This is a genomic window from Cobetia sp. 14N.309.X.WAT.E.A4 (assembly GCF_030397495.1).
Lineage (GTDB): Bacteria > Pseudomonadota > Gammaproteobacteria > Pseudomonadales > Halomonadaceae > Cobetia > Cobetia marina.
In genome coordinates this window covers 27,587-48,915 of the sequence record NZ_JAPNXT010000015.1, presented here as the reverse complement: position 1 = coordinate 48,915, position 21,329 = coordinate 27,587, and the positions used below count along the sequence as shown (strand labels likewise).

Below are 21,329 nucleotides of genomic sequence, written 5' to 3'. Positions count from 1 at the left end.
CCTCTCTACAAAACGACCGGCGACTATCAACACAACAACATTTAGTCTAACTAAAGAAATCTTCACCTCTCATCTTTATATAGCTTCACTTCATAGAATCATCGTCCCCTACCGTGCCGCCCATCGGGTCGATGGATTTGCTGGAGGGGTATTTGAAGGAGGCGTAGCGTACGGCGAGTACCGAGAGGGCGAGGAAGAAGATGCCGCCGCAGAGGTAGAGCAGGCCGATATCGGGGGCCTTGTGGTGGGAGACATCGCCGATGAGGTAGCGCGTCAGCGCGGTGATGGCGATGTAGAGCAGAAAGCGGATCGGCAGGTGGTTGGTCTTGAAGTAGATACCGACCATCGCGCCGAGTTCGAGATAGATGAACAGCAGCAGGATGTCATCGACGCTGGCCGAGCCCTTGGCGAACATCTCGAAGAAGGCCGACACCGAGGCAATGGCGATGGCCCCGCCGATGGCGAACAGGCCGAGATAATGGAAGCCTTCGACCAGGAAGTTGCCGATCGAGTTGGCTTGCTTGTGCATGCGTTCCCGGTGCTTGTCTAGCCGCTTCATGCCTTGTGTCCTCGAAGAGGGATGATGAGAAAGAGGCAGCAAGAACGGTGCCACCCGGTCGCAGCATTACGGATTCTGACGCTGAGGCAATGCGCAGGCGCGGCGTCTACCAGCCGAGGGTCTGCTTGACGAAGGGAATGGTGAGCTTGCGCTGGGCGGAGAGCGAGGCGTTGTCGAGCTCGATCATCGCGGCGAACAGACCCGGCAGGCTGCGCGGCCCGCGATGCAGGATGTAGCGGGCGACTTCATCGGGCAGCGCGAGGCCGTGGTCCTTGGCGCGCAGCTTGAGCGCCTCGAGACGCTGGGCATCATCTAGCCCGGAGAGGTGGAAGGTGACGCCCCAGGAGAGGCGTGAGGCCAGGTCCGGCAGGGTGACGGGGAGCAGGCGCGGCGCACAGCTGGCGCTGACCAGCAGGTGGCGGCCACTGTCACGCAGGCGGTTGTAGAGGTGAAACAGCGCCTCTTCCCAGCGCTTGCGGCCGATCACGCTCTCGAGGTCATCGATGGCGACCAGATCCATCTCGTCCAGCCCTTCCAGCATGTGCGGCGGGAAGTGGCCAATCTCCTTGAGCGGCAGATAGAAGGCACGCTTGCCCTGCTCTCCCGCCAGATGGCATGCCGCCTGCAACAGATGGCTACGCCCACTCTGCTCACCGCCCCATAGATAGACGAAGGGCTCCCCGCCGTCAGCAAGCTGCCCCTTGAGGGCCTCTGCCAGCGAGGTGGAGGTGAAGTGGTAGTTGTCGAAGGTCGCGGCGTCGCGTACCCCGACGCCGAGTGCCATCTGTCCCTGTGTCATTGCCATCCGTCATGCTGATTGTTGTTGCCGTGATCTCTCTCGATCACTGGGTATCCTCTGCCGCCGAAGGCGCGGGTGGCTCACTGGCGGCCACGGGGCGAGAATCACGCTGTTGATCATATAAAGTACTGTTTTTATAGCGATCATGCAGATAACGCAAGAGCACCATGATCACGGCGGCCACCGGCAGCGCCAGCAGAATGCCCGTGAACCCGAACAGCTGCCCGCCGGCCATGACGGCAAAGATGACCGCCACGGGGTGCAGGCCAATCTTGTCGCCCAGCAGCAAGGGTTGCAACACCACGCCTTCCAGCAGCTGCCCCAGCGCGAAGACACCGCCCACCGCCAGCAGCGCCCACCACTCGCCGAACTGGAAGAAGGCCACCGTCGCCGCGATCAACACCCCGACGATGACGCCCAGATACGGCACGATACTGGCGAGCCCCGCCACCAGCCCGATGAGCAGCGCGAACTTGAGGCCGATGATGGCCAGGCCGATGGCATAGACGATGCCCAGACTCAGCATCACCAGCAGCTGCCCGCGCAGGAAGGCACCCAGCACCTCGTCGCAGTCATGGGCCAGCCGCGTGGCGGTCGGCTCCATGTGGCGCGGCAGGAGCCCCTGCAGCTTCTCCTTCATGCGGTCCCAGTCGAGCAGCAGATAGAAGGTGACGACGGGAATCAGCGCCAGGTTGCCCAGCCAGATGGCCATGGCGAGCCCGGATTTGGAGACGGTGCCCAGGAAGGCGGCGGCGAAGGTACCGGTTTCCTTCCAGTTGCCCAGCAGCAGCGAGCGCACCTGATCGAAATCGGCGCTGAAATCCATGCCGGTGAAGGCCTGCACTTCCGGCAGGATCGTCTCGCGTATCCAGTTGAAGACCATCGGCATGAAGCTGATCAACTGCGCCAGCTGACGCCCGAGCAGCGGCACCAGAATGAGCAGCGCGATCAGCAGCACCACCGAGAGCACGCTGAACACCAGGCTGACGGCCAGTCGGCGCGACAGGCCCTTCTCTTCCAGCCAGTCGGCCAGCGGGTCGCCCAGATAGGCGAGAATCATGCCGATGAAGAACGGCATCAGAATCGGCTCCAGCAGAACCAGCAACCCGAGCAGGGCCACGCCTGCGGCCAGCAACCACCATTTACGCTGCATCATCACTCCTTGAGACAAGCTGTGTGGCTCACAGGCGGCATGTCGCCGACGGTCCACGCATGCCCCCATTGTTGCCTGTCACTGACTCACCCACAAGCGCCCGGCGAACGGGACGACCCACCTGACGAAAGATGGCCAAAGGGACTGGCGCGCCCTCAGGAAAGCGCTCGGGACGTGTCTTTCACATCATGGCCATTTTTTGTGAAACGCCACGGTGTCAGCCGTGAAGCGCAATGCTACAATAGCCGCCTTTCTTTCCCCCGATCGATCGTGTCTCACCGCTCAGGCCGCACCGACAGGAACCTCACATGACGCAACGCCCCCAGGACTCCTCGCCCAGCAAGACTTCCTTGAGCTACAAGGATGCAGGTGTCGATATCGATGCAGGCAACGCCCTCGTGGAACGCATCAAGGGTGTCGCCAAGCGCACTCACCGCCCGGAAGTGATGGGTGGTCTGGGTGGCTTCGGCGCCCTGTGCGAACTGCCGCAAGGCTATCGCCAGCCCGTGCTGGTCACCGGTACCGATGGCGTGGGCACCAAGCTGCGCCTGGCCATGGACCTCAACCGTCACGACACCATCGGCATCGATCTGGTCGCCATGTGCGTCAATGATCTGGTGGTCGCCGGCGCCGAGCCGCTGCAGTTCCTCGACTACTATGCCACCGGCAAGCTGGACGTCGACATCGCCGCTGACGTCGTCACCGGGATCGGCGAAGGCTGCCTGCAGTCCGGCTGTGCACTGGTCGGCGGCGAGACGGCCGAGATGCCGGGCATGTACGAAGGCAGTGACTACGATCTGGCCGGCTTCTGCGTCGGTGTGGTCGAGAAGTCCGAGATCCTCGACGGCAAGAAGGTCGGCGAAGGCGACGTGATTCTGGGTCTGGCCTCCTCCGGCCCGCACTCCAACGGCTACTCGCTGATCCGCAAGATTCTCGAAGTCGCCGATGCCTCGCTGCTGGAGCAGCAGATCGACGGCCAGCCGCTGGCTGACGCCCTGATGGCGCCGACGCGCATCTACGTCAAGCCGCTGCTGTCCCTGCTCAAGGAAAGCGATGTCAGCGTGCACGCCATGTCCCACATCACCGGTGGTGGCCTGCTCGAGAACATCCCGCGCGTGCTGCCGCATGATTGCACCGCCGAGATCGACGTCGCCAGCTGGAAGCGTCCGGCCGTGTTCGACTGGCTGCAGCAGCAGGGCAATGTCGAGGAGCACGAGATGCACCGCGTGCTCAACTGTGGCGTCGGCATGGTCGTCGTCGTGGCCGCGGCGGATGCCGATGCCGCGCGCGCTCACCTGGAAGCCCAGGGCGAGACGGTCTTCACCCTCGGCGCCATCCGTGCACGCAAGGGCGAAGAAGAACAGGTCCAGCTGGAGAATCTGTCCGCATGATCGAACCGACTACCAACGCCTCCAACGGTGACACTCTCGGCGGCTTCGGCAACGGTTTCGAGGCGGATGACACGCCGGTACGCCCACGCGTCGTGGTACTGATCTCCGGCAGCGGCAGCAACCTGCAGGCGCTGCTGGAGGCTCAGGAGCACGATGAGCTGGGCGGCGACGTGGTCGCGGTGATTTCCAACAAGGCCGATGCCTACGGCTTGGTGCGCGCACGCGAAGCGGGCGTGGATGCCGTGGTGCTGCCGCATGACGAGTACGAGAATCGCGAGCACTACGATGGCGCCCTGATCAAGGTGATCGAACGCCACGAGCCGGATCTCATCGTGCTGGCCGGCTTCATGCGCATCCTGTCTCCGATCTTCGTGCAGCGCTTCTTCGGTCGACTGATCAACATCCATCCGTCACTGCTGCCGGCCTGGCCGGGCCTTGATACCCATCGCAAGGTTCTGGAAGCTGGCGAGAAGGAACACGGCGCCAGCGTGCACTTCGTCACCGAGGAGCTCGACGGTGGCCCAGTGGCGATCCAGGCCGTCGCCAACGTGCTGGAAGGTGATGATGAAGCCAGCCTCAAGGAACGCGTGCACACGCGTGAGCATCTGATCTACCCGATCGCGGTGCGCTGGTTCCTCGAAGGCCGCCTGAAGCTCGACGGCGAAGTGGCCAAGCTCGACGGCCATGACCTGCCGGTGGGCGGTCTGCGCCTCTCCCACGCCGATGTGGAAGAAGAGCTCAGCGATGAGCTGCCGGAAGGTGAAGAAGACTGATCCGCACTGCCTGCCTTGCTGACAAGGCAGGCTGAACTGACAGCGAACTGACGACAGCGAGCTGAAAACAGAAGACCCCGCGACATGCCAATGTCACGGGGTCTTCTTGTCTCTCACGCTTCCCTTCTCTCTCGGCGCTTGCGCTTCTAGAAGGTATAACTCACGCCCACCTCGCCGCGCGCCGTCACCTCATCCCATGTCTCGAACCCTGCCCCCAGATGCAGCATGGCATTGCGGCCCAGTTGCATGCGCCAGCCGCCATCGACACGCAGGTAGTTGTCACTGCCGCGATCGAGATCCTCGGCGCTGTAGGCGTTGGTCGGCAGGCTCGCCAGACGCACCTCGGCGCTCTCGGCGTCATCATCGAGACGCTTGCCGTAGGCCAGCTCCCCGTAGAGGCCGAAGCCATCCGCGACGGCGCGATCGACCATGAAGCCCAGCTCGACACGCCGATCGCGCAGCGTCTGATCCGAGACGCTCAGGGCATTGGCGGCGGAGCCGGATTCGGTGTAGCCATCGAGGTCGGACTCGGTGTGGCGATAGGCCACGAAGGGCGCGTTGTACCACAGCGAATCGGCGGCGGTGAGGCGATAATCGAGACGCGCCTCGGCGCTGAAGCCATCGCCATCCGTCTCACCGGACAGGGTGCGCGATGACTGGCCCAGCGCGACATGGCGGTCGAGATCGTACTCGAAGTCACCGTAGCTGGCCACTGCCTGCATGCCAACTCTGCCCAGCTGCTGACGGGCGAACAGACTGAATACCTGACCTTCCAATTCAAGCTCACTGCCGTCGTCGACATCGAAGTCCGCATGGCGCTGACTGACCGCCACCCCGCCCCAGGCGCGGCCGAGCGCGTTGTCCAGCGGCAGCATCACGCCGACACCCGCGCCGCGCTGTTCGCTGTCAACGCCTTGCTGGCCGGTGGAGGTCTCGCCACCGCCGGTGCCGCCAGTGGCCGAGCCGATGGCGAACACACGCACGCCCGTCTCCCCTCCCGCGTGCGGATGCTGCGCCCCGGGGCGCAATTCATCGGCGAGACTACGCTGACTGGCATTGAGCGCCCCCGTGCCCAGCTGCGGCGCCAACCCCAGTACCGAGGGCGCGGCGAGCATCGCATAGGCGTAGTCGGCGAGAATCTCCTGGCCGGCGGTGGTCGGGTGCACCCCGTCATTGAACAGCAGGGAGTCCGGGTCTTCTGCAGCTCCGCCCAGCCCATAAGGCGTGACGTTGCAGCTGTCCGAGAAGCACACCTGGGTCAGCGGCACGTCGCTGGCAAAGCCGAACTCGGCCGGCGATGCCAGTACCTCCTCGAGAATGCCGACGGTGTCGAGCCGGATGATGTTGACCTGACCATCCAGCGCCGCCAATCGCTCGCCCAGCGCGTCATTGAAGACGCCCACCAGCGCGGAGGTCCCCGCCGCCTGCGCGGCACCCGCCGACTGACCGGCCGGCGTGCTGCCGACATCCGGCAGGTTGGAGACCATGATGGTGGTCGCCCCCGCCGCCGCCAGTGCCTCCACCGCCGCGGCCAGATTGCCGGCGGAGGCGACCGCCGTGGCCGGTGAGGTGATCACGCCCTGCAGGAAGTCATTGCCACCGCCATTGACGTAATAGAGCGCGTCCGGGTCGGCACTGCCGCCGGTGCTGACCAGATAGCCATCCTCGACCCTGAGCACCGTACCACCGCCCGGGCTGCCCGCGGGGATGACCACCTCGGAGCCATCTTCATCTGTCACCGAGGCCAGAATCTGCGCCGTGGTATAGCCGCCCACGGCGTAGTTGGTGCCGTCACTGAAGCCGGCCAATTGATAGATCACCGAGGTGGAAGGCTCAGCGGCAAGCCCAAGCTCCGTGGCCAGCAACTGGGTCGAGACACTGCCATAGGGCGAGTTCTCGTGATCCGGCCCGCTGCGGTTGGTGAATCGCAGGCTGTTGAGGCCGCCCAGGGTGGTATCGGGGAACTGCCCGGAATCGCTCAGGCTGTCGCCGAAGAGATAGATGTCGGAATAGGCCTGCGCGGGAGTCGCCAGCAGCGTGGTGCTGATGGCGAGCGCGAGACTGCTCAGAGTGAAACGTCGGACCAGACCGCTGGCGCTGGTCGGAGGGAATACAGCGCGATGTGAACGCGATGGCATGGCGTGCCCCTTGCTTGTGGGAGGTATCCGTCCTGCAGCCACTCTGGGGTGGCCTGCAGACAAGCATAGGCAATAAAACAAGTGATTGAATCGAATGTTTCGTTCAACTTCCGACTAATGCTTCGGCTCGCAAGCAGCAAGCAGCGAGCACATCCGCGACGGATCTCGCCTGCGTTCACGCAAAGAAAAGCGCCTCCCGGGGGAGGCGCTTTCGGCAATCACAGGTGCGGCTGGCAGCGAAAGCAGTACCGCTACCGGTGCCTCAGGTACGCGGCAGTGTCACGCCACGCTGGCCCTGATACTTGCCACCGCGATCCTTGTAGCTGGTCTCGCAGACTTCGTCGGACTCGAGGAACAGCATCTGCGCCACGCCTTCATTGGCGTAGATACGCGCCGGCAGGTTGGTGGTGTTGGAGAACTCGAGGGTGACGTGCCCTTCCCACTCCGGCTCCAGCGGCGTCACGTTGACGATGATGCCGCAGCGCGCGTAGGTGGACTTGCCCAGGCAGATGGTCAGCACGTTACGCGGAATGCGGAAGTACTCGATGGTACGGGCCAGTGCGAAGGAGTTGGGCGGAATCACGCAGGAATCGCCTTTCACGTCCACGAAGCTCTTCTCGTCGAAGTGCTTGGGGTCCACCGTCGCCGAATGGATGTTGGTGAAGACCTTGAACTCATCCGAGCAGCGCACGTCGTAGCCGTAGCTGGAGGTGCCGTAGGAAATCACACGGCGCTCATCGTGAAAGCGCACCTGATCGGGCTCAAAGGGTTCGATCATGTCGTGGCTTTCGGCCATGCGACGGATCCACTTGTCGGATTTGATGCTCATCGAGCGTACCTGACTGACTGATGGGGGAGAGACGCGTGAGCGCCATGAAACGCGGGCCAGCATGATACCGGCCCGCTGCGCCGCTGGAAACCTCGCGACGAGGCGACGGCGGCGTGTCGGCTCAGGCTCAGCTGAAGCTGATGCTCGGGCCTTCGTCCGCCTCGGCAGTGTCCAGGGTCTCGATGACCTGACGCGCGATGGAGAGGAAGCACTTGGCCACCTCGCCTTGCGGCTCCGCGATCACGCTGGGACGACCACCATCGGCATTCTCGCGGATGCTCAGGGTCAGCGGCAGCTGGCCCAGCAGGCGAGTCTGGTATTCCTCGGCGATGCGCTCACCGCCACCGGCACCGAAGACCGCTTCACTATGGCCACACTGGCTGCAGGTATGCGTGCTCATGTTCTCGACCACGCCCAGCACCGGCACCTTGACCTTGCGGAACATCTCGATGCCCTTCTGGGCATCCAGCAGCGCGATGTCCTGCGGCGTGGTGACGATGACAGCCCCGGAGACCGGCACCTTCTGTGACAGGGTCAGCTGGATGTCACCGGTGCCCGGCGGCATGTCGATCAACAGCACGTCCAGCTCTCCCCAGGCAGTCTGGTTGAGCAACTGCTGGAAGGCACCCGCGACCATCGGGCCACGCCAGACCATCGGGTCCTTCACGTCGACCAGATAGGCCATCGACATGGTCTTGATGCCGTGGGCCTCGATGGGGCTGAAGACCTGCTCACCGGCCATCTCCGGACGCTGACCGGTCGGCACGCCGAACATCTGCGCCTGACTCGGCCCGTAGATGTCGGCGTCCAGCAGGCCGACCTTGAGACCTTCCTGAGCCAGCGCCAGTGCCAGATTGGCCGTCACGGTGGACTTGCCGACGCCACCCTTGCCGGAGGCGACGGCCACGATGTGCTTGATACCTTCCATATCTTGAAACTCCTGTGACGGCCTGCGCCGCGCGGTCAACGCAGCAGGCGCAGACGTCTGAACTGTCAGCGAAAAAAGCCGTGGAACACGATGGGCACAGTATGCCTGCCACCGCGATACGGGCCAAGCCGATGGGACATGCCTCGAGGAGTCATGACCCGATGAACCATGATCAGAAACGCACGTCGACCGGCAGGAAACGCCACTCGCCCGGTGCCATGCGGCCCAGCAGGATCGCGCCCAGGCGCAGGCGGCGCACCTCGATGACCTTGAGGCCCTGCTCCTCGACCGCGCCACGGATACCGCCCACCGGCACGCGCTTCATGGCGATGCGCAGACGGGTATCACTCTGCCAGCTGATGCTGACCTTGGGCTTGCGGCCACGGATGTCGGCGCACAGCGCGAAGCCGATACGCTTGAGGCCGTCGTCATCCAGCGTGCCTTCCACTTCGACGACGTATTCCTGCTCCAGCTGGTCCAGGTCATCACCGAGCTTGCGGATCACGCCGCGATTCTGTGACCACACCGCGAGACCGGATTCATCCTCGCCGAGCTCGGCCAGCGGCTGCTGGGACAGGAAATGCACCTTGAGCCAGTCGGCACCGCTGTGGTCCAGCGCACTGCGCGGCGCGCCGTCACGCAGGGTGAGCGGGTCCGGCAGCGGAGCGCCCGGCGGGCGATACCACACCAGAGTCATCGGCGCGATGGGCTCCATGCTGGCGCCCTCATCGACCGTGACTTCCTCATCCGTGACCTTGAAGAACGGCGCCTCGACGACTTCGCCCGCGACTCGCACCACGCCCTGGGCGATGAGATGCTCGGCTTCACGACGTGAAATGCCCTGCTGATGGGCCAGGAACTTGGATAGACGGACGGGTTCAGTCATGGAAACTCTCAAGGACAGCGACGCTAGCGACCGGAGGCAATGGCACGCACCAGCGCAGGATGACGAAGTGTGATGCACGATGGACAATCACGAAGACCGGCCATGATAACGACAAGCCGGCGCGATGACACGGGAGAATGCCCGCCGCCGCCCGGCGTGATTCAATGGCGGCAGGGAACTCTTCCCGACTGTCGTCGTCTGAGCTGCGTCAGAGTTGCGTTGAAGCCGACAAGGGGCATCGAACGAATGACATCGGGCAAGATGGCGCGTCTGCGCGACTCGCCCTCATGCGACCATCACTGCTCGATCGCGCCCGAAGGGTCATCACGCCGGGGGATGCCTGTGTCACTGCCTAGATTGGCACACCACCCCAAGCCTACAGGACATGTCTACAGGTAAACTGCATGCGTCCATCGACATCCGCGCACCCCGTGCGTGCCCACGCTACACCCCCGGCACCGCGCCGCGGCATTGCCGGCATCGACCGCCACGCCACGCTGCGTGGACTGCGTCATCTGCTGCTTGTCGCGGGGCTGACGCTGGCGGCTGGCTGCTCGGCGCCACAGGCCTCGGACACCCCTGCCGCTGCCAATGCCGTCAGCGCCGCCGCCAAGGCCGAGCGCCTCGAGAGCCTGCTGGTGCGAGGCCAGGACGATATCCCCGATGAGCTGTTGCTGACCAAGGCCGGCGCCCGCGCCATCGACCCCAATGGCCAGCGACCGGTGGACGACCCGCTGACCTGTCTGGCGCGCGCCGCCTACTGGGAAGCCAAGGGCGAAGGCCGAAGCGGCATGCAGGGCATCGTCAACGTGGTGATCAATCGCGCCGCCGACCCGCGCTTCCCCGACAGCCTCTGTGGCGTGGTCAAGCAGGGCGGCGAGAGCGGCAGCTGCCAGTTCTCCTGGTGGTGTGACGGGCGTTCCGACAGGATTCGCGAGCCGGAAGCCTACGCCGAGGCACGCGACGTGGCTCGGCAGGCGCTCAACCATCAGCTGGAAGACGTCACCGACGGCGCGCTCTACTTCCACGCCCGCTACGCCACGCCCTACTGGGCCAAGCGCTTCGTGCGCACCGCGCGCATCGGTCAGCACCTGTTCTATCGCAACTGAGCGCGAGCCGCTGCTGCTGGATGACCGCTGTTGAGAGCCAACCAACACTGCGACCACAAGTCGGAAACACGACGCCCCCGTTGCCATTGGCAGCGGGGGCGTCTGCATGAGAGCGGCTGCGCTTACTTGTCCGGCTGGGCCGCTAGCTTGGTACGGATGAATTCGCTGTGACTGACGTGCAGCAGTCCGGCAAGACGGCGGATGCGATGCTCCTCATGAGCATCCAGCTCGCCATCGGCGTAGGCCAGCTCCCAGAGCATGCCGATCAGTTCGGTGCGCTCCTCAAGGCTCATGTGCTCGTTGAGCTGCTTGACGAAGCGGTAATGATCCGTGGCCTGTTCGGCATCCTGTTCGGCCTGGGACAACAGGCTGGCAAGCTCATCCTTCTCCAGCGAGAAACGCTCGGCCAGCTGACGTGCAAGCGCTTCTCGCTCGCGCACGTCGAGGTGGTCATCGGCGCGCACCACCTCGAACATCAGCACGGCCATCGCAAGCTCGGGGCCGGGTTCATCGTTGGGGCGCGCGTTGCTGCCGGGCATCATCACCTGACGGATGAGACGATTGATCTGACCGGCGACGGATAGTTGAGCTGCCATGCTGACCTCCAGAAACGGGAAAAGTGGCGTATAGCATCCTTCATGAGGGCGCCGGGAAGGGATGCAACCGCACAGTTGCGCATGGCGGCGTTGCTGGTGACGCGACGCGCCCTTCGCGCCGCCCGCACCTTCGCGATATAGTAGCGCTCATCCCGACGGGGCGATGCGTTCGCCCCTATCACGTGTCATTCCGGCGAGCCGCTGCCCTTCACGCAGCAGGCGCCCTTTACCGTCAAGACGAGGCCTCATGTCAGCGCGCAAGATTCTGGTCACCAGTGCCCTGCCCTATGCCAATGGGTCGATCCACCTGGGTCACCTGCTTGAGTACATCCAGACCGACATCTGGGTACGCTTCCAGAAAAGTCGTGGCCACGAATGCCATTACGTGTGCGCCGATGACGCCCACGGTACCGCCATCATGCTGCGTGCCGAGCAGGAAGGCGTCACCGCCGAGCAGCTGATCCAGCGCGTGAGTGACGAGCACCAGGCCGACTTCGCCAAGTTCGGTGTCGACTTTGACAACTACCACTCCACCCACTCGCCGGAGAACCGCGCCCACAGCGAGCGCATCTATCTGGCGCTGCGTGATGCCGGCCATATCGCCACCCGCGATATCGAGCAGATGTTCGATCCGGTCAAGGGCCTGTTCCTCGCCGACCGCTTCATCAAGGGCACCTGCCCGAAGTGCAAGACCGAAGACCAGTACGGCGACAACTGTGAAGCCTGTGGCGCGGCCTACACGCCGGCCGAGCTGATCGATCCGGTCTCGGCCATCTCCGGTGCCACCCCGGAAATGCGCACCTCCACGCACTACTTCTTCAAGCTGCCGAACTTCGCCGAGTTCCTGCAGGAGTGGACCAAGAGCGGCCGCGTGCAGAGCCAGATCTCCAACAAGCTGCAGGAATGGTTCGAGGCGGGTCTGGCCGAGTGGGACATCTCCCGCGATGCACCGTACTTCGGCTTCGAGATTCCGGACGCGCCGGGCAAGTACTTCTACGTGTGGCTGGACGCACCGATCGGCTATCTCGCCAGCTTCCAGAACCTGTGCGAGAAGCAGGGCATCGACTTCGACAGCTACTGGAAGGCCGATTCCGACGCCGAGGTCTATCACTTCATCGGCAAGGACATCGTCTACTTCCACGCCCTGTTCTGGCCGGCGATGCTGGAAGGTGCCGGCATGCGCACCCCGACCGGCGTCAACTGCCACGGTTTCGTGACCGTGAACGGCGCCAAGATGTCCAAGTCGCGCGGCACCTTCATCAAGGCCGATACCTACGCGCAGTTCCTCAACCCGGAATACCTGCGCTACTACTTCGCCGCCAAGCTGACCTCCGGCGTCGATGACCTCGACCTCAACCTCGAGGACTTCACCGCCCGCGTGAATTCCGACCTGGTCGGCAAGGTGGTCAACATCGCCAGCCGCTGTGCCGGTTTCGTCAAGAAGCTCGGCGACGGCAAGCTGTCCGCCACCTGCGCCGAGCCGGAGCTGGTCGAGCGCTTCATCGCCGCTGGCGAAGGCATCGCGGCGGACTTCGAAGCCCGTGAATTCGCCCGCGCCATGCGCAAGGTGATGGAGCTGGCCGATGAAGCCAACACCTACATCGCCGACAAGGCGCCGTGGGCGATGGCCAAGGAAGACGGTCGCGAGCAGGAAGTGCTCGAGGTCTGCTCCGTGGGCATCAACCTGTTCCGTCAGCTGATGGTCTATCTGGCGCCGGTGATTCCGGAGCTGGCCGACAAGGCGCGCGACTTCCTGAACCTCGAGAGCCTGGACTGGGCCAGCCGCGAAAGCGTGCTGACCGATCATGCCATCAACAAGTTCAAGCCGCTGCTGACCCGTGTCGAGCCGGAGCGCATCGACAAGATGCTCGAAGCCTCGCGCGAAGTGCTGGTCGAGGAGCAGAAGATCAAGGACGGCACCGCCAAGGCGGAAGCTGCCGCCGCGCCGAGCCCGCTCGACGCCGACCCGATCGCCGAGGAGATCGACTTCGACACCTTCATGAAGACCGACCTGCGCGTGGCGAAGATCGTCAAGGCGGAGCACGTCGAGAAGGCGGCCAAGCTGCTCAAGCTGACACTGGATATCGGCGGCGAGACGCGCACCGTATTCTCCGGCATCAAGTCCGCCTACGCCCCGGAAGCCCTGGAAGGCCGCCTGACCGTGATGGTCGCCAACCTCGCACCGCGCAAGATGCGCTTCGGTGTCTCCGAAGGCATGGTGCTGGCCGCCGGTGACGACGAAGGCATCTACCTGCTGGAGCCGCACACCGGTGCCAAGCCGGGTCAGCGCGTCACTTGATGCACTGAGGGCTCTTTCAACACGCTGAGGGCTCTTTGCAACATGCTGAGGGCTCTTCAGCACGACGCCCCGCCAGAGAGTCTCTGGCGGGGCGTCGTCGTTCAGGCATCTGGCTCAGGACTCGGCAGTATCACGATCACTCGTAACGACGGCCGGCATGCTCCAGCCAGCCGCCCACATGGCGGCCACCGGGATCATGATGCGTCCAGTGGATCACGCCGCCCTTGTCGGTCCACTCGTATTCCCCGTAGAAGCCAATGCGATCCCCGACCTGAAGACTGTCGATACGCGGCGCGAGATCGATGTTGTGCGCCACCAGAATGGTGGTCCCGCCTGCCACTCGAATCAGGAATTTCTGATGACGACTGCCCTTGAGATCATCCCGGAGCAGGCGTATCACCTCCCCCGTGCCGCGCACCTGCACATCACTCTGCTGCGCGCGGATGGCATCGCGCAGGCGCTGCTCATCCGCGGAGCCGGTGCCCTGATCCTGCGTGGTCTGCGGTGAGCGGAAGTCGCTCCACCACTGTGTGAGCGAGAAGTTGCCATTGCCCGTCAGCTGGGAAATTCCCGCCAGGATGACCACGATGACAATGACCCACAACGGCCGCCTGCCGCGCGAACCCGATCGACGCATATCCCACTCCTTGTGCAATCCCTTGAGGATGAAAAGACACCGGCAACGCCAGAATCATAAAAAGTAATAAAGGAATTCTTCTTTATTACTTCAAGAGCCAAGCAAAACACGAAACAATGGCCGTCTCACACTGGCAACACTGCGCCTTGATTGCCACGCTACAGGCTGTCGGCAGGCAGTATCTTGCGTATAATGCTGCCGCGCTCGACGCTCCTTCCTGACGTGCCGCATCCTGACTGCGCACGACAGCGACGCGCCATGATCTTCTGCTAGCGCAGCGTCATGCCTGTCGACCGTACACCAGAGCGCCTTCGAAACACCCTGACCGAGCGACGCCCCTGATGAGTGAATACCTTCTTATCCTGATCAGCACCATCCTGGTCAACAATTTCGTGCTGGTTCAGTTCCTCGGCCTGTGCCCGTTCATGGGGGTCTCCAACAAGCTGGAGTCGGCGATGGGCATGTCGCTGGCCACCACCTTCGTGCTCACTCTGTCCTCGATGTGCGCCTACCTGACCTACCACTTCATCCTCGCGCCGCTGGGGCTTGAGTACCTGCGCACCATCGCGTTCATCATGGTGATTGCCGTGGTGGTGCAGTTCACCGAGATGGTGGTCAAGAAGACCAGTCCGCTGCTCTATCAGGTGCTGGGCATCTTCCTGCCGCTGATCACCACCAACTGTGCGGTGCTCGGCGTGGCGCTGCTGACCCTGAACCGCAATTCAAGCTTCATGGAAGCCACGCTCTACGGTTTCGGTGCGGCCGTGGGCTTCTCGCTGGTGCTGGTGCTGTTCGCCGCCATGCGTGAGCGCCTGGCCTTCGCCGATGTGCCACGCCCCTTCCAGGGCCCGGCCATCGCGATGATCACCGCCAGCCTGATGTCGCTGGCCTTCCTCGGCTTCTCCGGACTGGTGCAGATCTGACATGCTCGATTTCCTCAACGACCATACGCTGATCTCCGCCATCATCGCGCTGGTGGCCATGGCGATCGTCTTCGGTGGCCTGCTCGGCTTCGCCTCGGTGGCCTTCAAGGTCGAGGGCGACCCCATCGTCGAGCAGATCGACCAGCTGCTGCCGCAGACCCAGTGCGGCCAGTGCGGCTATCCGGGCTGCAAGCCCTATGCCCAGGCCATCGCCGAGGGGGACGAGATCAACAAGTGCCCACCGGGTGGCGAGAGCACCATCGCCTCGCTGGCCGACCTGCTGGGGCGCGAGGCCACGCCGCTGGATGGCGATGCCGACAACACCCCCAAGGTGGCGGTGATTCGCGAAGACGAATGCATCGGCTGCACCAAGTGCATCCAGGCCTGTCCGGTGGACGCCATCCTGGGCGCCGCCAAGCACATGCATACCGTGATCGCCGACGAATGCACCGGCTGCGACCTGTGCGTCGAGCCCTGCCCGGTGGACTGCATCGACATGGTGCCGGTCGCCACCGACGTGCGCAGCTGGCACTGGCCACAGCCGGCCGGCCCGACCCGAGACAATACCCGCTTCAGCGGCAGCCTGATCGTCACTGACGCTGCCCCGCAAGAGCGCGCTACCGCCACCTCTGCAAGGAATGTCGCCTGATGGTTCTGTCGTTGCTCAAGTCCATGGTGACGTCCCGTTCTGCCACGAGCACTGCTGCCCCGCGCGCGACAGGCAGTGACAGCGTTCCCCGCGTATTCGACTTCCACGGCGGCATCCACCCGCCGGAACACAAGGCACTCTCCAATCGCGCCCCGCTGGTGGCCGCCCCGCTGCCCCATGAGGTGGTACTGCCGCTCAGTCAGCATATCGGCGCGCCCGCCCAGCCGCTGGTGGAGATCGGCCAGCGCGTGAAGACCGGTGAGCTGATCGCTCGCGCCCAGGGCATGATCTCCGCGCCAGTGCATGCCAGCATCACCGGCGTGGTCACCGCCATCGAGCCGCTTCAGATCCCTCACGTCTCGGGCCTGGAAGATCTGTGCATCGTGATCGAGCGTGACGGCGAGATCGATGAATGGGCGCGCCTTGAGGCCTGGCGCGACTGGCGCCAGCAGGAAGCCCAGGACCTGATCCAGCGCCTGCAGGATGCCGGCGTGGTCGGCCAGGGCGGCGCGGGCTTCCCCTCGGCGGTGAAGGCGCGCGTGCGTGAGCGCCACGCCATCGACACCCTGATCCTGAACGCGGCGGAGTGTGAGCCTTACATCACCGCCGACGACCTGACCATGCGCACGCATCCGGAAGCGCTGATCGAAGGGCTCGAGATTCTCGCCAGCCTGATCGGCCCCGAGTGCATCCTGATCGGTATCGAGGACAACAAGCCCGAGGCCGTCATCGCGCTGGAGCAGGCGATTCGCGCCCGGCGTGCCGACAAGCGCCTGCCGCCACTGGATTCACGTCTGGAAGTCGTGGTGGTGCCGACCAAGTACCCCTCCGGCGGTGAGAAGCAGCTGATCAAGCTGCTGACGGATCGCGAAGTGCCCAGTCGCGGCCTGCCTGCGGATGTCGGCGTGGTGGTGCACAATCCGGGCACCGTGCGCGCCGTGCAGCGTGCGGTGTGCTTCGGCGAGCCGATGATCTCGCGGGTCGTCACCCTGACCGGCGAGGCCCTGCAGCACCCGCACAACGTCGAGGCCCGCCTGGGCACCGCCATCGGTGACCTGCTGCGCCTGGCTGCTCCTTCTGCGAGCGGCATCGCCCGTCTGGTGATGGGTGGGCCGATGATGGGCTTCACCCTCGAGAGTGACGCCCTGCCGATCATCAAGACCACCAATTGTCTGCTGGCCTCCTCGCCTGAGGCGGTGCCGGCCCCTGCTGTCGAGCAACCCTGCATCCGCTGTGGCATGTGCGAGCAGGCATGTCCGGCGGAGCTGCTCCCGCAGCAGCTCTACTGGTTCTCCAAGTCTCGCGAGTTCGACAAGGCCGAGCTCTACAACCTCGCGGACTGCATCGAGTGCGGTGCCTGCTCCTATGTCTGCCCCAGCCAGATTCCGCTGGTGCAGTATTACCGCTTCGCCAAGGGCGAGATACGTACCGCCCAGCACGAGGCGCGCAAGTCAGAGCGCGCCCGTCACCGCTTCGAGTTCAAGCAGGCGCGCATGGCACGCGAGGAAGCCGAGAAGGAAGCCAAGCGCCAACAGCGTGCCCAGGCCGCCCAGAAGGCCGCCGCAGCGCGCGCCGATGCCAGTGCCACCGCAGACACGACGTCGACCTCGGCCTCCACAGCGACCACGGCTGCCCAACCGGCACCGGCCACCGATATCAAAGCCTTCAAGACGGCGCGCGCCGCAGCCAACATCGCCCTCAAGAAGGCCGAGAAGGCGCTCAAGGCGGCTCAGGACAGTGGCGAGAGCAGCGCCAGTGATCTTGCGGCGCTTGAGGCCAACGTGACCGCGGCCAAGGCCAAGCTTGCCAGCGCCGAGAGCGCCCTCAAGGCCGCCAGTGAGGCAAGCGAGTCCGCCGCTGCGGCCCCCGCCTCTGCTGCCACCGGCGCGTCCGCCGCCGCCGCCCCAGCTGCCGCAGCTTCGGCTGGCGACCTCAAGGCGCTCAAGACGGCGCGTGCCGCCGCCAACATCGCCGTCAAGAAGGCCGAGAAGGCCCTCAAGACGGCGCAAGACAGTGGCGAAGGCGACATCGCGGCGCTGGAGGCCAGCGTCACGGACGCCAGGGCCCGACTGGCCAAGGCCGAAGCCGACCTCAAGGCCGCCAGCGAGACCAGCGAGTCAGCTGCCCCTGCGGCGGCCAGCACTTCCACGACAGGCGCCGCTGCCCCGGCAGCCGATCTCAAGGCGCTCAAGACGGCGCGTGCCGCCGCCAACATCGCCGTCAAGAAGGCCGAGAAGGCCCTCAAGACGGCACAGGATAGCGGTGAGGGTGACATCGCGGCGCTGGAGGCCAGCGTGACAGATGCCAGGGCGCGACTTGCCAAGGCCGAAGCCGACCTCAAGGCGGCCAGCGAGCCAGCTGCCCCTGCGCCGGCCAGCACTTCCTCGACAGGCGCCGCTGCCCCTGCAGCCGCAGCGCCGGCTGCCGCAGCTTCGGCTGCCGATCTCAAGGCGCTCAAGACGGCGCGTGCAGCCGCCAATATCGCGGTCAAGAAGGCCGAGAAGGCGCTGGCCCGCGCCAGCGAAAGCGGTGAAGGCGATATTGAGGACCTGCAGACCCTGCTGGCCACCGCACAGGAAAACCTGCGCGCCGCCGAGGTTCGCCTGACCAGCGCGCAAGCTGACGGCACTGACGCGCCGCCTGCCGCCAAGGGCGCGGGTGAATTGATTCCCGAGGCCCCCAAGGCTGCCGCAGGATCGGTGGGACGTGGCAGCATGGCCAACAACGTGACGCTCTCCCAGGCCGAGATCGAGGCATCGCGCGCCGAGAACCTCGCCAAGCGTCACAAGCAGGTCACCATCGCGGTCAAGGCGGCCGAGGCGGCCCATCGCAAGGCAGAGGCGGCACTGAGCGAGGCGGATGACGAAAGCCGCCAGCGACTGGCCACTAAGGTCGACCGTACGCGCCGCAATCTGGAACACGCCCGCGAGTCGCTGGCCGAGGTACAGGCACTGGTGGACGCGCAATGAGTGACGCGCGTTCCTTCACCGCCCCCTTGGCAGGCCGCTGCACCGCACGCCACACGTCATTGTCCATTTACCGCAAGGATCTGAACGCCTCATGAGCCTGATGCACGCAAGCTCTCCCCATGCCCACGGCCCCACCGCCACCTCGCGCGTGATGGCCTGGGTGCTGGCTGCCACGCTGCCGGGCATCGCCGTACTCTGCTGGCACTATGGCTGGGGCGTGCTGTTCAATCTTGTCTTCGCCTGCCTGACCGGCATCGCGCTCGAGGCGCTGTTGCTCAAGCTGCGCGGACGGCCGGTCAGCTTCTTCCTCAAGGACAACTCGGCGCTCGTCACCTGCGTGCTGCTGGCCGTCTCGCTGCCGCCGCTGGCCCCCTGGTGGCTGGTACTGACCGGCGTGGTCGCGGCCATCGTGGTCGCCAAGCAGCTCTACGGCGGCCTGGGCCAGAATCCGTTCAATCCGGCGATGGTCGCCTATGCGCTGCTGCTGATCTCCTTCCCGGTCGAGATGTCGCGCTGGTCGGCCCCCGATGGCTTCACGCTCGGCTTCGCCGACAGCCTCAGGCAGTTCTTCGGCGTGATCGCCACGCCGGATGCCCTGACCGGCGCCACACCGCTGGACGCCTTCCGCAACAAGGGCGAGCTTTCCAGCAGCGAGTTCTGGGCTGACCCGAGCCTGCTGCCCGCCGCCAATCTGCTGGCCTGGCAGCAGACCGCCATCGCCTGGGGCCTCGGCGGCCTGGTGCTGCTGGCACGTCGCCTGATCACCTGGCATATCCCGGTGGCGATGCTGGGCAGCCTGAGCGTGATCTCGGGCATCTTCTTCTTGATGGAGGGCGATCAGCATGCAAACCCGCTGTTCCACCTGCTATGCGGCGCGGCGATCTTCGGTGCCTTCTTCATCGCCACCGACCCCGTCACGGCGGCGACCTCCAACAAGGGCAAGCTCTACTACGGCGCGGGTATCGGCGTGCTGATCTATCTGATTCGCACCTTCGGTGCCTATCCGGATGCCATCGCCTTTGCGGTGCTGCTGATGAACTTCAGCGTACCGTTCATCGATTACTACACGCAGCCCCGCAGCTATGGCCACAAGAAGGCCCGTCGCGGCATCAAGCTGGAGGACAAGGCATGAGCCTGACGCCGGATCAGCCGGAACAGCAAGCCCAGGCCGCGCGAGGCCTGAAGCACAACATCGCGCGGGCCGCCTCGGGCCTGGCGGTGTTCGCCATCGTCACCGCCGGCGTGGTGGCCGCCACCCAGATGACCACCGCCGACACCATCGCGGACAACGAGCGTGCCGCCCAGAGCGCCGCGCTTGCCGAGATCATCCCGCCGTCACTGCACGACAATGACCTGCTCGACGATGCCTTCGTCCTGCCGCCCTCCCAGGTGCTGGGACTGGAAAGCGCCGACACCGGCTGGCGCGCCACTCGGGATGGCAAGACCGTCGCAGTGCTGCTGCCGGTGGTCACCGGCAAGGGCTACAGCGGCGATATCCGCCTGCTGGTCGGTATCCGGGCAGATGGCAGTGTGGCCGGCGTGCGCGCCGTCAAGCACGCCGAGACCCCGGGACTGGGCGACAAGATCGAAGCCCGCAAGTCCGGATGGATCCATGAGTTCGACGACCAGACGCTCAGCTCGGTGGAGTGGAAGGTGCAGAAGGATGGCGGAGACTTCGACCAGTTCACCGGCGCGACCATCACCCCGCGTGCAGTCGTGGGGGCCGTGCGTCAGGCTCTGATCTACTTCATGGCGCATCGCACGGCGCTGCTGGCCGGCGACAGTGAGACGCTGACCGCGACACGCCGCGCCGCCAAGGCACAGGACACCGCACACGCTCCCTCCGCTGACGGCACGCTTGCGCCATCAGCGACTTCTGAATACGGCGGAGATGAACCTCATGAGTGATATCTCACTTGGCAAGATCAGCCGCGACGGCCTGTGGGACAACAACCCGGCGCTGGTACAGCTGCTGGGCCTGTGTCCGCTGCTGGCCGTCACCGCCAGCGTCGTCAATGCCATCGGCCTGGGACTTGCCACCCTGCTGGTGTTGGTCGGCTCCAACGTGGCGGTATCACTGATCCGCAATCTGGTGCCGTCGGCGGTACGCCTGCCGGCCTTCGTGATGATCATCGCCTCCTTCGTGACCTGCGCTGAGCTGTTGATGAAGGCGTATACCTATGAGCTCTACCAGATTCTGGGCATCTTCATTCCGCTGATCGTCACCAACTGCGCGATTCTCGGGCGTGCCGATGCCTTCGCCGCCAAGCACCCGGTGCTGCCGGCGGCCACCGATGGGCTGATGATGGGGCTGGGCTTCATGGCCGTGCTGGTACTGCTGGGCGGCATGCGCGAGCTGTTCGGTCAGGGCACGCTGTTTGCGGGCATGGAGCTGCTGCTCGGGCCGGTGGCCGCCGACTGGAAGCTGACGCTGTTCCCGGACTACTCCTTCCTGTTCCTGGTGCTGCCGCCCGGCGCCTTCTTCTGCATGGGACTGATCATCGCGGGCAAGAAGACCATCGATGAGCGCCTCGAGCAGCGCCGCAAGGCAGCAGCCGTGGATGCGCCCAAGGCCTCGCGTCGCGTGCGCGTCACCGGCACGATTTCCTGATACGCGGGCCTGAGCCCCGGGCCTGCCTGCTTTATTCTGTCTGTTTCCCCTGTCTGCCTTTCCCTGTCTGGAGGCCAGCT

19 protein-coding genes are annotated in these 21,329 nt (G+C 64.7%); 10 read left to right on the top strand and 9 right to left on the bottom strand.

Annotated features, from left to right (window positions below; all coding sequences use genetic code 11):
* Window positions 1-85: 85 nt before the first annotated feature.
* The 3 genes from OW493_RS16050 to OW493_RS16040 all read right to left on the bottom strand — a co-directional run bounded on the left by OW493_RS16050 (window position 86) and on the right by OW493_RS16040 (window position 2,511).
* On the bottom strand, window positions 86-559 hold the full coding sequence (locus OW493_RS16050) for a phosphate-starvation-inducible PsiE family protein (protein WP_289864887.1): 474 nt from the start codon (window positions 557-559) through the stop codon (window positions 86-88).
* 106 nt (window positions 560-665) lie between these two features.
* Window positions 666-1,364 carry a DnaA regulatory inactivator Hda gene (gene hda / locus OW493_RS16045; RefSeq protein WP_084208224.1) on the bottom strand — a complete coding sequence of 233 codons (699 nt, stop codon included), beginning with the start codon at window positions 1,362-1,364 and terminating at the stop codon, window positions 666-668.
* Window positions 1,365-1,401: 37 nt separating this feature from the next.
* Window positions 1,402-2,511: an AI-2E family transporter gene (locus OW493_RS16040; protein ID WP_103751398.1), complete on the bottom strand. Its 1,110-nt coding sequence runs from the start codon at window positions 2,509-2,511 to the stop codon at window positions 1,402-1,404.
* Between the two features lie 308 nt (window positions 2,512-2,819).
* Between OW493_RS16040 and purM the strand changes: the two genes are divergently transcribed.
* Both purM and purN read left to right on the top strand, forming a co-directional pair.
* Window positions 2,820-3,902 (top strand): phosphoribosylformylglycinamidine cyclo-ligase, encoded by a 1,083-nt coding sequence (gene purM, locus OW493_RS16035; protein ID WP_077374169.1) that lies wholly within the window; start codon window positions 2,820-2,822, stop codon window positions 3,900-3,902.
* Window positions 3,899-4,675, top strand: coding sequence for a phosphoribosylglycinamide formyltransferase (gene purN / locus OW493_RS16030; RefSeq protein ID WP_176494409.1), 777 nt, complete (start codon window positions 3,899-3,901; stop codon window positions 4,673-4,675). Before purM ends, purN begins: the two co-directional genes overlap by 4 nt.
* A gap of 146 nt (window positions 4,676-4,821) precedes the next feature.
* Here the strand turns inward: purN and OW493_RS16025 are convergent, their stop codons facing one another.
* From OW493_RS16025 to OW493_RS16010, 4 genes are all read right to left on the bottom strand, one after another.
* Window positions 4,822-6,813 carry an autotransporter domain-containing protein gene (locus OW493_RS16025; protein ID WP_289864886.1) on the bottom strand — a complete coding sequence of 664 codons (1,992 nt, stop codon included), beginning with the start codon at window positions 6,811-6,813 and terminating at the stop codon, window positions 4,822-4,824.
* Between the two features lie 262 nt (window positions 6,814-7,075).
* Window positions 7,076-7,642, bottom strand: a complete 567-nt coding sequence (gene dcd, locus OW493_RS16020; protein ID WP_043334107.1) for a dCTP deaminase — start codon at window positions 7,640-7,642, stop codon at window positions 7,076-7,078.
* Between the two features lie 127 nt (window positions 7,643-7,769).
* Window positions 7,770-8,609 carry an iron-sulfur cluster carrier protein ApbC gene (apbC, locus tag OW493_RS16015; RefSeq protein WP_255303307.1) on the bottom strand — a complete coding sequence of 280 codons (840 nt, stop codon included), beginning with the start codon at window positions 8,607-8,609 and terminating at the stop codon, window positions 7,770-7,772.
* Between the two features lie 133 nt (window positions 8,610-8,742).
* Window positions 8,743-9,456, bottom strand: coding sequence for an RNA pseudouridine synthase (locus OW493_RS16010; RefSeq protein WP_289864885.1), 714 nt, complete (start codon window positions 9,454-9,456; stop codon window positions 8,743-8,745).
* A 404-nt stretch (window positions 9,457-9,860) separates the two neighbouring features.
* On the opposite strand from OW493_RS16010, the gene OW493_RS16005 reads away from it, so the two are divergent.
* The gene (locus OW493_RS16005) at window positions 9,861-10,565 is read left to right on the top strand and encodes a cell wall hydrolase (RefSeq protein ID WP_084208219.1); all 705 of its coding nucleotides are present in this window, start codon (window positions 9,861-9,863) and stop codon (window positions 10,563-10,565) included.
* A 122-nt stretch (window positions 10,566-10,687) separates the two neighbouring features.
* Here the strand turns inward: OW493_RS16005 and OW493_RS16000 are convergent, their stop codons facing one another.
* On the bottom strand, window positions 10,688-11,161 hold the full coding sequence (locus OW493_RS16000; protein ID WP_077374187.1) for a TerB family tellurite resistance protein: 474 nt from the start codon (window positions 11,159-11,161) through the stop codon (window positions 10,688-10,690).
* A 247-nt stretch (window positions 11,162-11,408) separates the two neighbouring features.
* On the opposite strand from OW493_RS16000, the gene metG reads away from it, so the two are divergent.
* A complete protein-coding gene (gene metG, locus OW493_RS15995) occupies window positions 11,409-13,460 on the top strand; it encodes a methionine--tRNA ligase (RefSeq protein WP_289864884.1) in 2,052 nt (683 codons plus the stop codon).
* A 136-nt stretch (window positions 13,461-13,596) separates the two neighbouring features.
* Here the strand turns inward: metG and OW493_RS15990 are convergent, their stop codons facing one another.
* A complete protein-coding gene (locus OW493_RS15990; protein ID WP_289864883.1) occupies window positions 13,597-14,097 on the bottom strand; it encodes a DUF3465 domain-containing protein in 501 nt (166 codons plus the stop codon).
* A 341-nt stretch (window positions 14,098-14,438) separates the two neighbouring features.
* Here OW493_RS15990 and rsxA point away from each other — a divergent pair, with 341 nt between their 5' ends.
* The 6 genes from rsxA to OW493_RS15960 all read left to right on the top strand — a co-directional run bounded on the left by rsxA (window position 14,439) and on the right by OW493_RS15960 (window position 21,249).
* A complete protein-coding gene (rsxA, locus tag OW493_RS15985; protein ID WP_077374196.1) occupies window positions 14,439-15,020 on the top strand; it encodes an electron transport complex subunit RsxA in 582 nt (193 codons plus the stop codon).
* Between the two features lies 1 nt (window position 15,021).
* The gene (gene rsxB / locus OW493_RS15980) at window positions 15,022-15,669 is read left to right on the top strand and encodes an electron transport complex subunit RsxB (RefSeq protein WP_077374199.1); all 648 of its coding nucleotides are present in this window, start codon (window positions 15,022-15,024) and stop codon (window positions 15,667-15,669) included.
* Complete coding sequence (gene rsxC / locus OW493_RS15975; protein WP_289864882.1) at window positions 15,669-18,638, top strand: electron transport complex subunit RsxC; 2,970 nt, start codon at window positions 15,669-15,671, stop codon at window positions 18,636-18,638. The genes rsxB and rsxC overlap by 1 nt, the downstream gene beginning before the upstream one ends.
* A 91-nt stretch (window positions 18,639-18,729) precedes the next feature.
* A complete protein-coding gene (gene rsxD, locus OW493_RS15970; RefSeq protein WP_289864881.1) occupies window positions 18,730-19,770 on the top strand; it encodes an electron transport complex subunit RsxD in 1,041 nt (346 codons plus the stop codon).
* A complete protein-coding gene (gene rsxG, locus OW493_RS15965) occupies window positions 19,767-20,546 on the top strand; it encodes an electron transport complex subunit RsxG (protein WP_289864880.1) in 780 nt (259 codons plus the stop codon). Before rsxD ends, rsxG begins: the two co-directional genes overlap by 4 nt.
* Window positions 20,539-21,249: an electron transport complex subunit E gene (locus OW493_RS15960; protein ID WP_084208213.1), complete on the top strand. Its 711-nt coding sequence runs from the start codon at window positions 20,539-20,541 to the stop codon at window positions 21,247-21,249. The genes rsxG and OW493_RS15960 overlap by 8 nt, the downstream gene beginning before the upstream one ends.
* Window positions 21,250-21,329: the final 80 nt, after the last annotated feature.

Coding starts and splice junctions, on each gene's coding strand:
- rsxD (WP_289864881.1), top strand. CDS start 18,730: ATGAGCCTGATGCACGCAAGCTCTCCCCATGCCCACGGCCCCACCGCC.
- rsxC (WP_289864882.1), top strand. CDS start 15,669: ATGGTTCTGTCGTTGCTCAAGTCCATGGTGACGTCCCGTTCTGCCACG.
- OW493_RS16025 (WP_289864886.1), bottom strand. CDS start 6,813: ATGCCATCGCGTTCACATCGCGCTGTATTCCCTCCGACCAGCGCCAGC.
- OW493_RS16000 (WP_077374187.1), bottom strand. CDS start 11,161: ATGGCAGCTCAACTATCCGTCGCCGGTCAGATCAATCGTCTCATCCGT.
- OW493_RS16050 (WP_289864887.1), bottom strand. CDS start 559: ATGAAGCGGCTAGACAAGCACCGGGAACGCATGCACAAGCAAGCCAAC.
- rsxA (WP_077374196.1), top strand. CDS start 14,439: ATGAGTGAATACCTTCTTATCCTGATCAGCACCATCCTGGTCAACAAT.
- rsxB (WP_077374199.1), top strand. CDS start 15,022: ATGCTCGATTTCCTCAACGACCATACGCTGATCTCCGCCATCATCGCG.
- dcd (WP_043334107.1), bottom strand. CDS start 7,642: ATGAGCATCAAATCCGACAAGTGGATCCGTCGCATGGCCGAAAGCCAC.
- OW493_RS15960 (WP_084208213.1), top strand. CDS start 20,539: ATGAGTGATATCTCACTTGGCAAGATCAGCCGCGACGGCCTGTGGGAC.
- purN (WP_176494409.1), top strand. CDS start 3,899: ATGATCGAACCGACTACCAACGCCTCCAACGGTGACACTCTCGGCGGC.
- OW493_RS16005 (WP_084208219.1), top strand. CDS start 9,861: ATGCGTCCATCGACATCCGCGCACCCCGTGCGTGCCCACGCTACACCC.
- OW493_RS16010 (WP_289864885.1), bottom strand. CDS start 9,456: ATGACTGAACCCGTCCGTCTATCCAAGTTCCTGGCCCATCAGCAGGGC.
- purM (WP_077374169.1), top strand. CDS start 2,820: ATGACGCAACGCCCCCAGGACTCCTCGCCCAGCAAGACTTCCTTGAGC.
- hda (WP_084208224.1), bottom strand. CDS start 1,364: ATGGCAATGACACAGGGACAGATGGCACTCGGCGTCGGGGTACGCGAC.
- OW493_RS15990 (WP_289864883.1), bottom strand. CDS start 14,097: ATGCGTCGATCGGGTTCGCGCGGCAGGCGGCCGTTGTGGGTCATTGTC.
- metG (WP_289864884.1), top strand. CDS start 11,409: ATGTCAGCGCGCAAGATTCTGGTCACCAGTGCCCTGCCCTATGCCAAT.
- OW493_RS16040 (WP_103751398.1), bottom strand. CDS start 2,511: ATGCAGCGTAAATGGTGGTTGCTGGCCGCAGGCGTGGCCCTGCTCGGG.
- rsxG (WP_289864880.1), top strand. CDS start 19,767: ATGAGCCTGACGCCGGATCAGCCGGAACAGCAAGCCCAGGCCGCGCGA.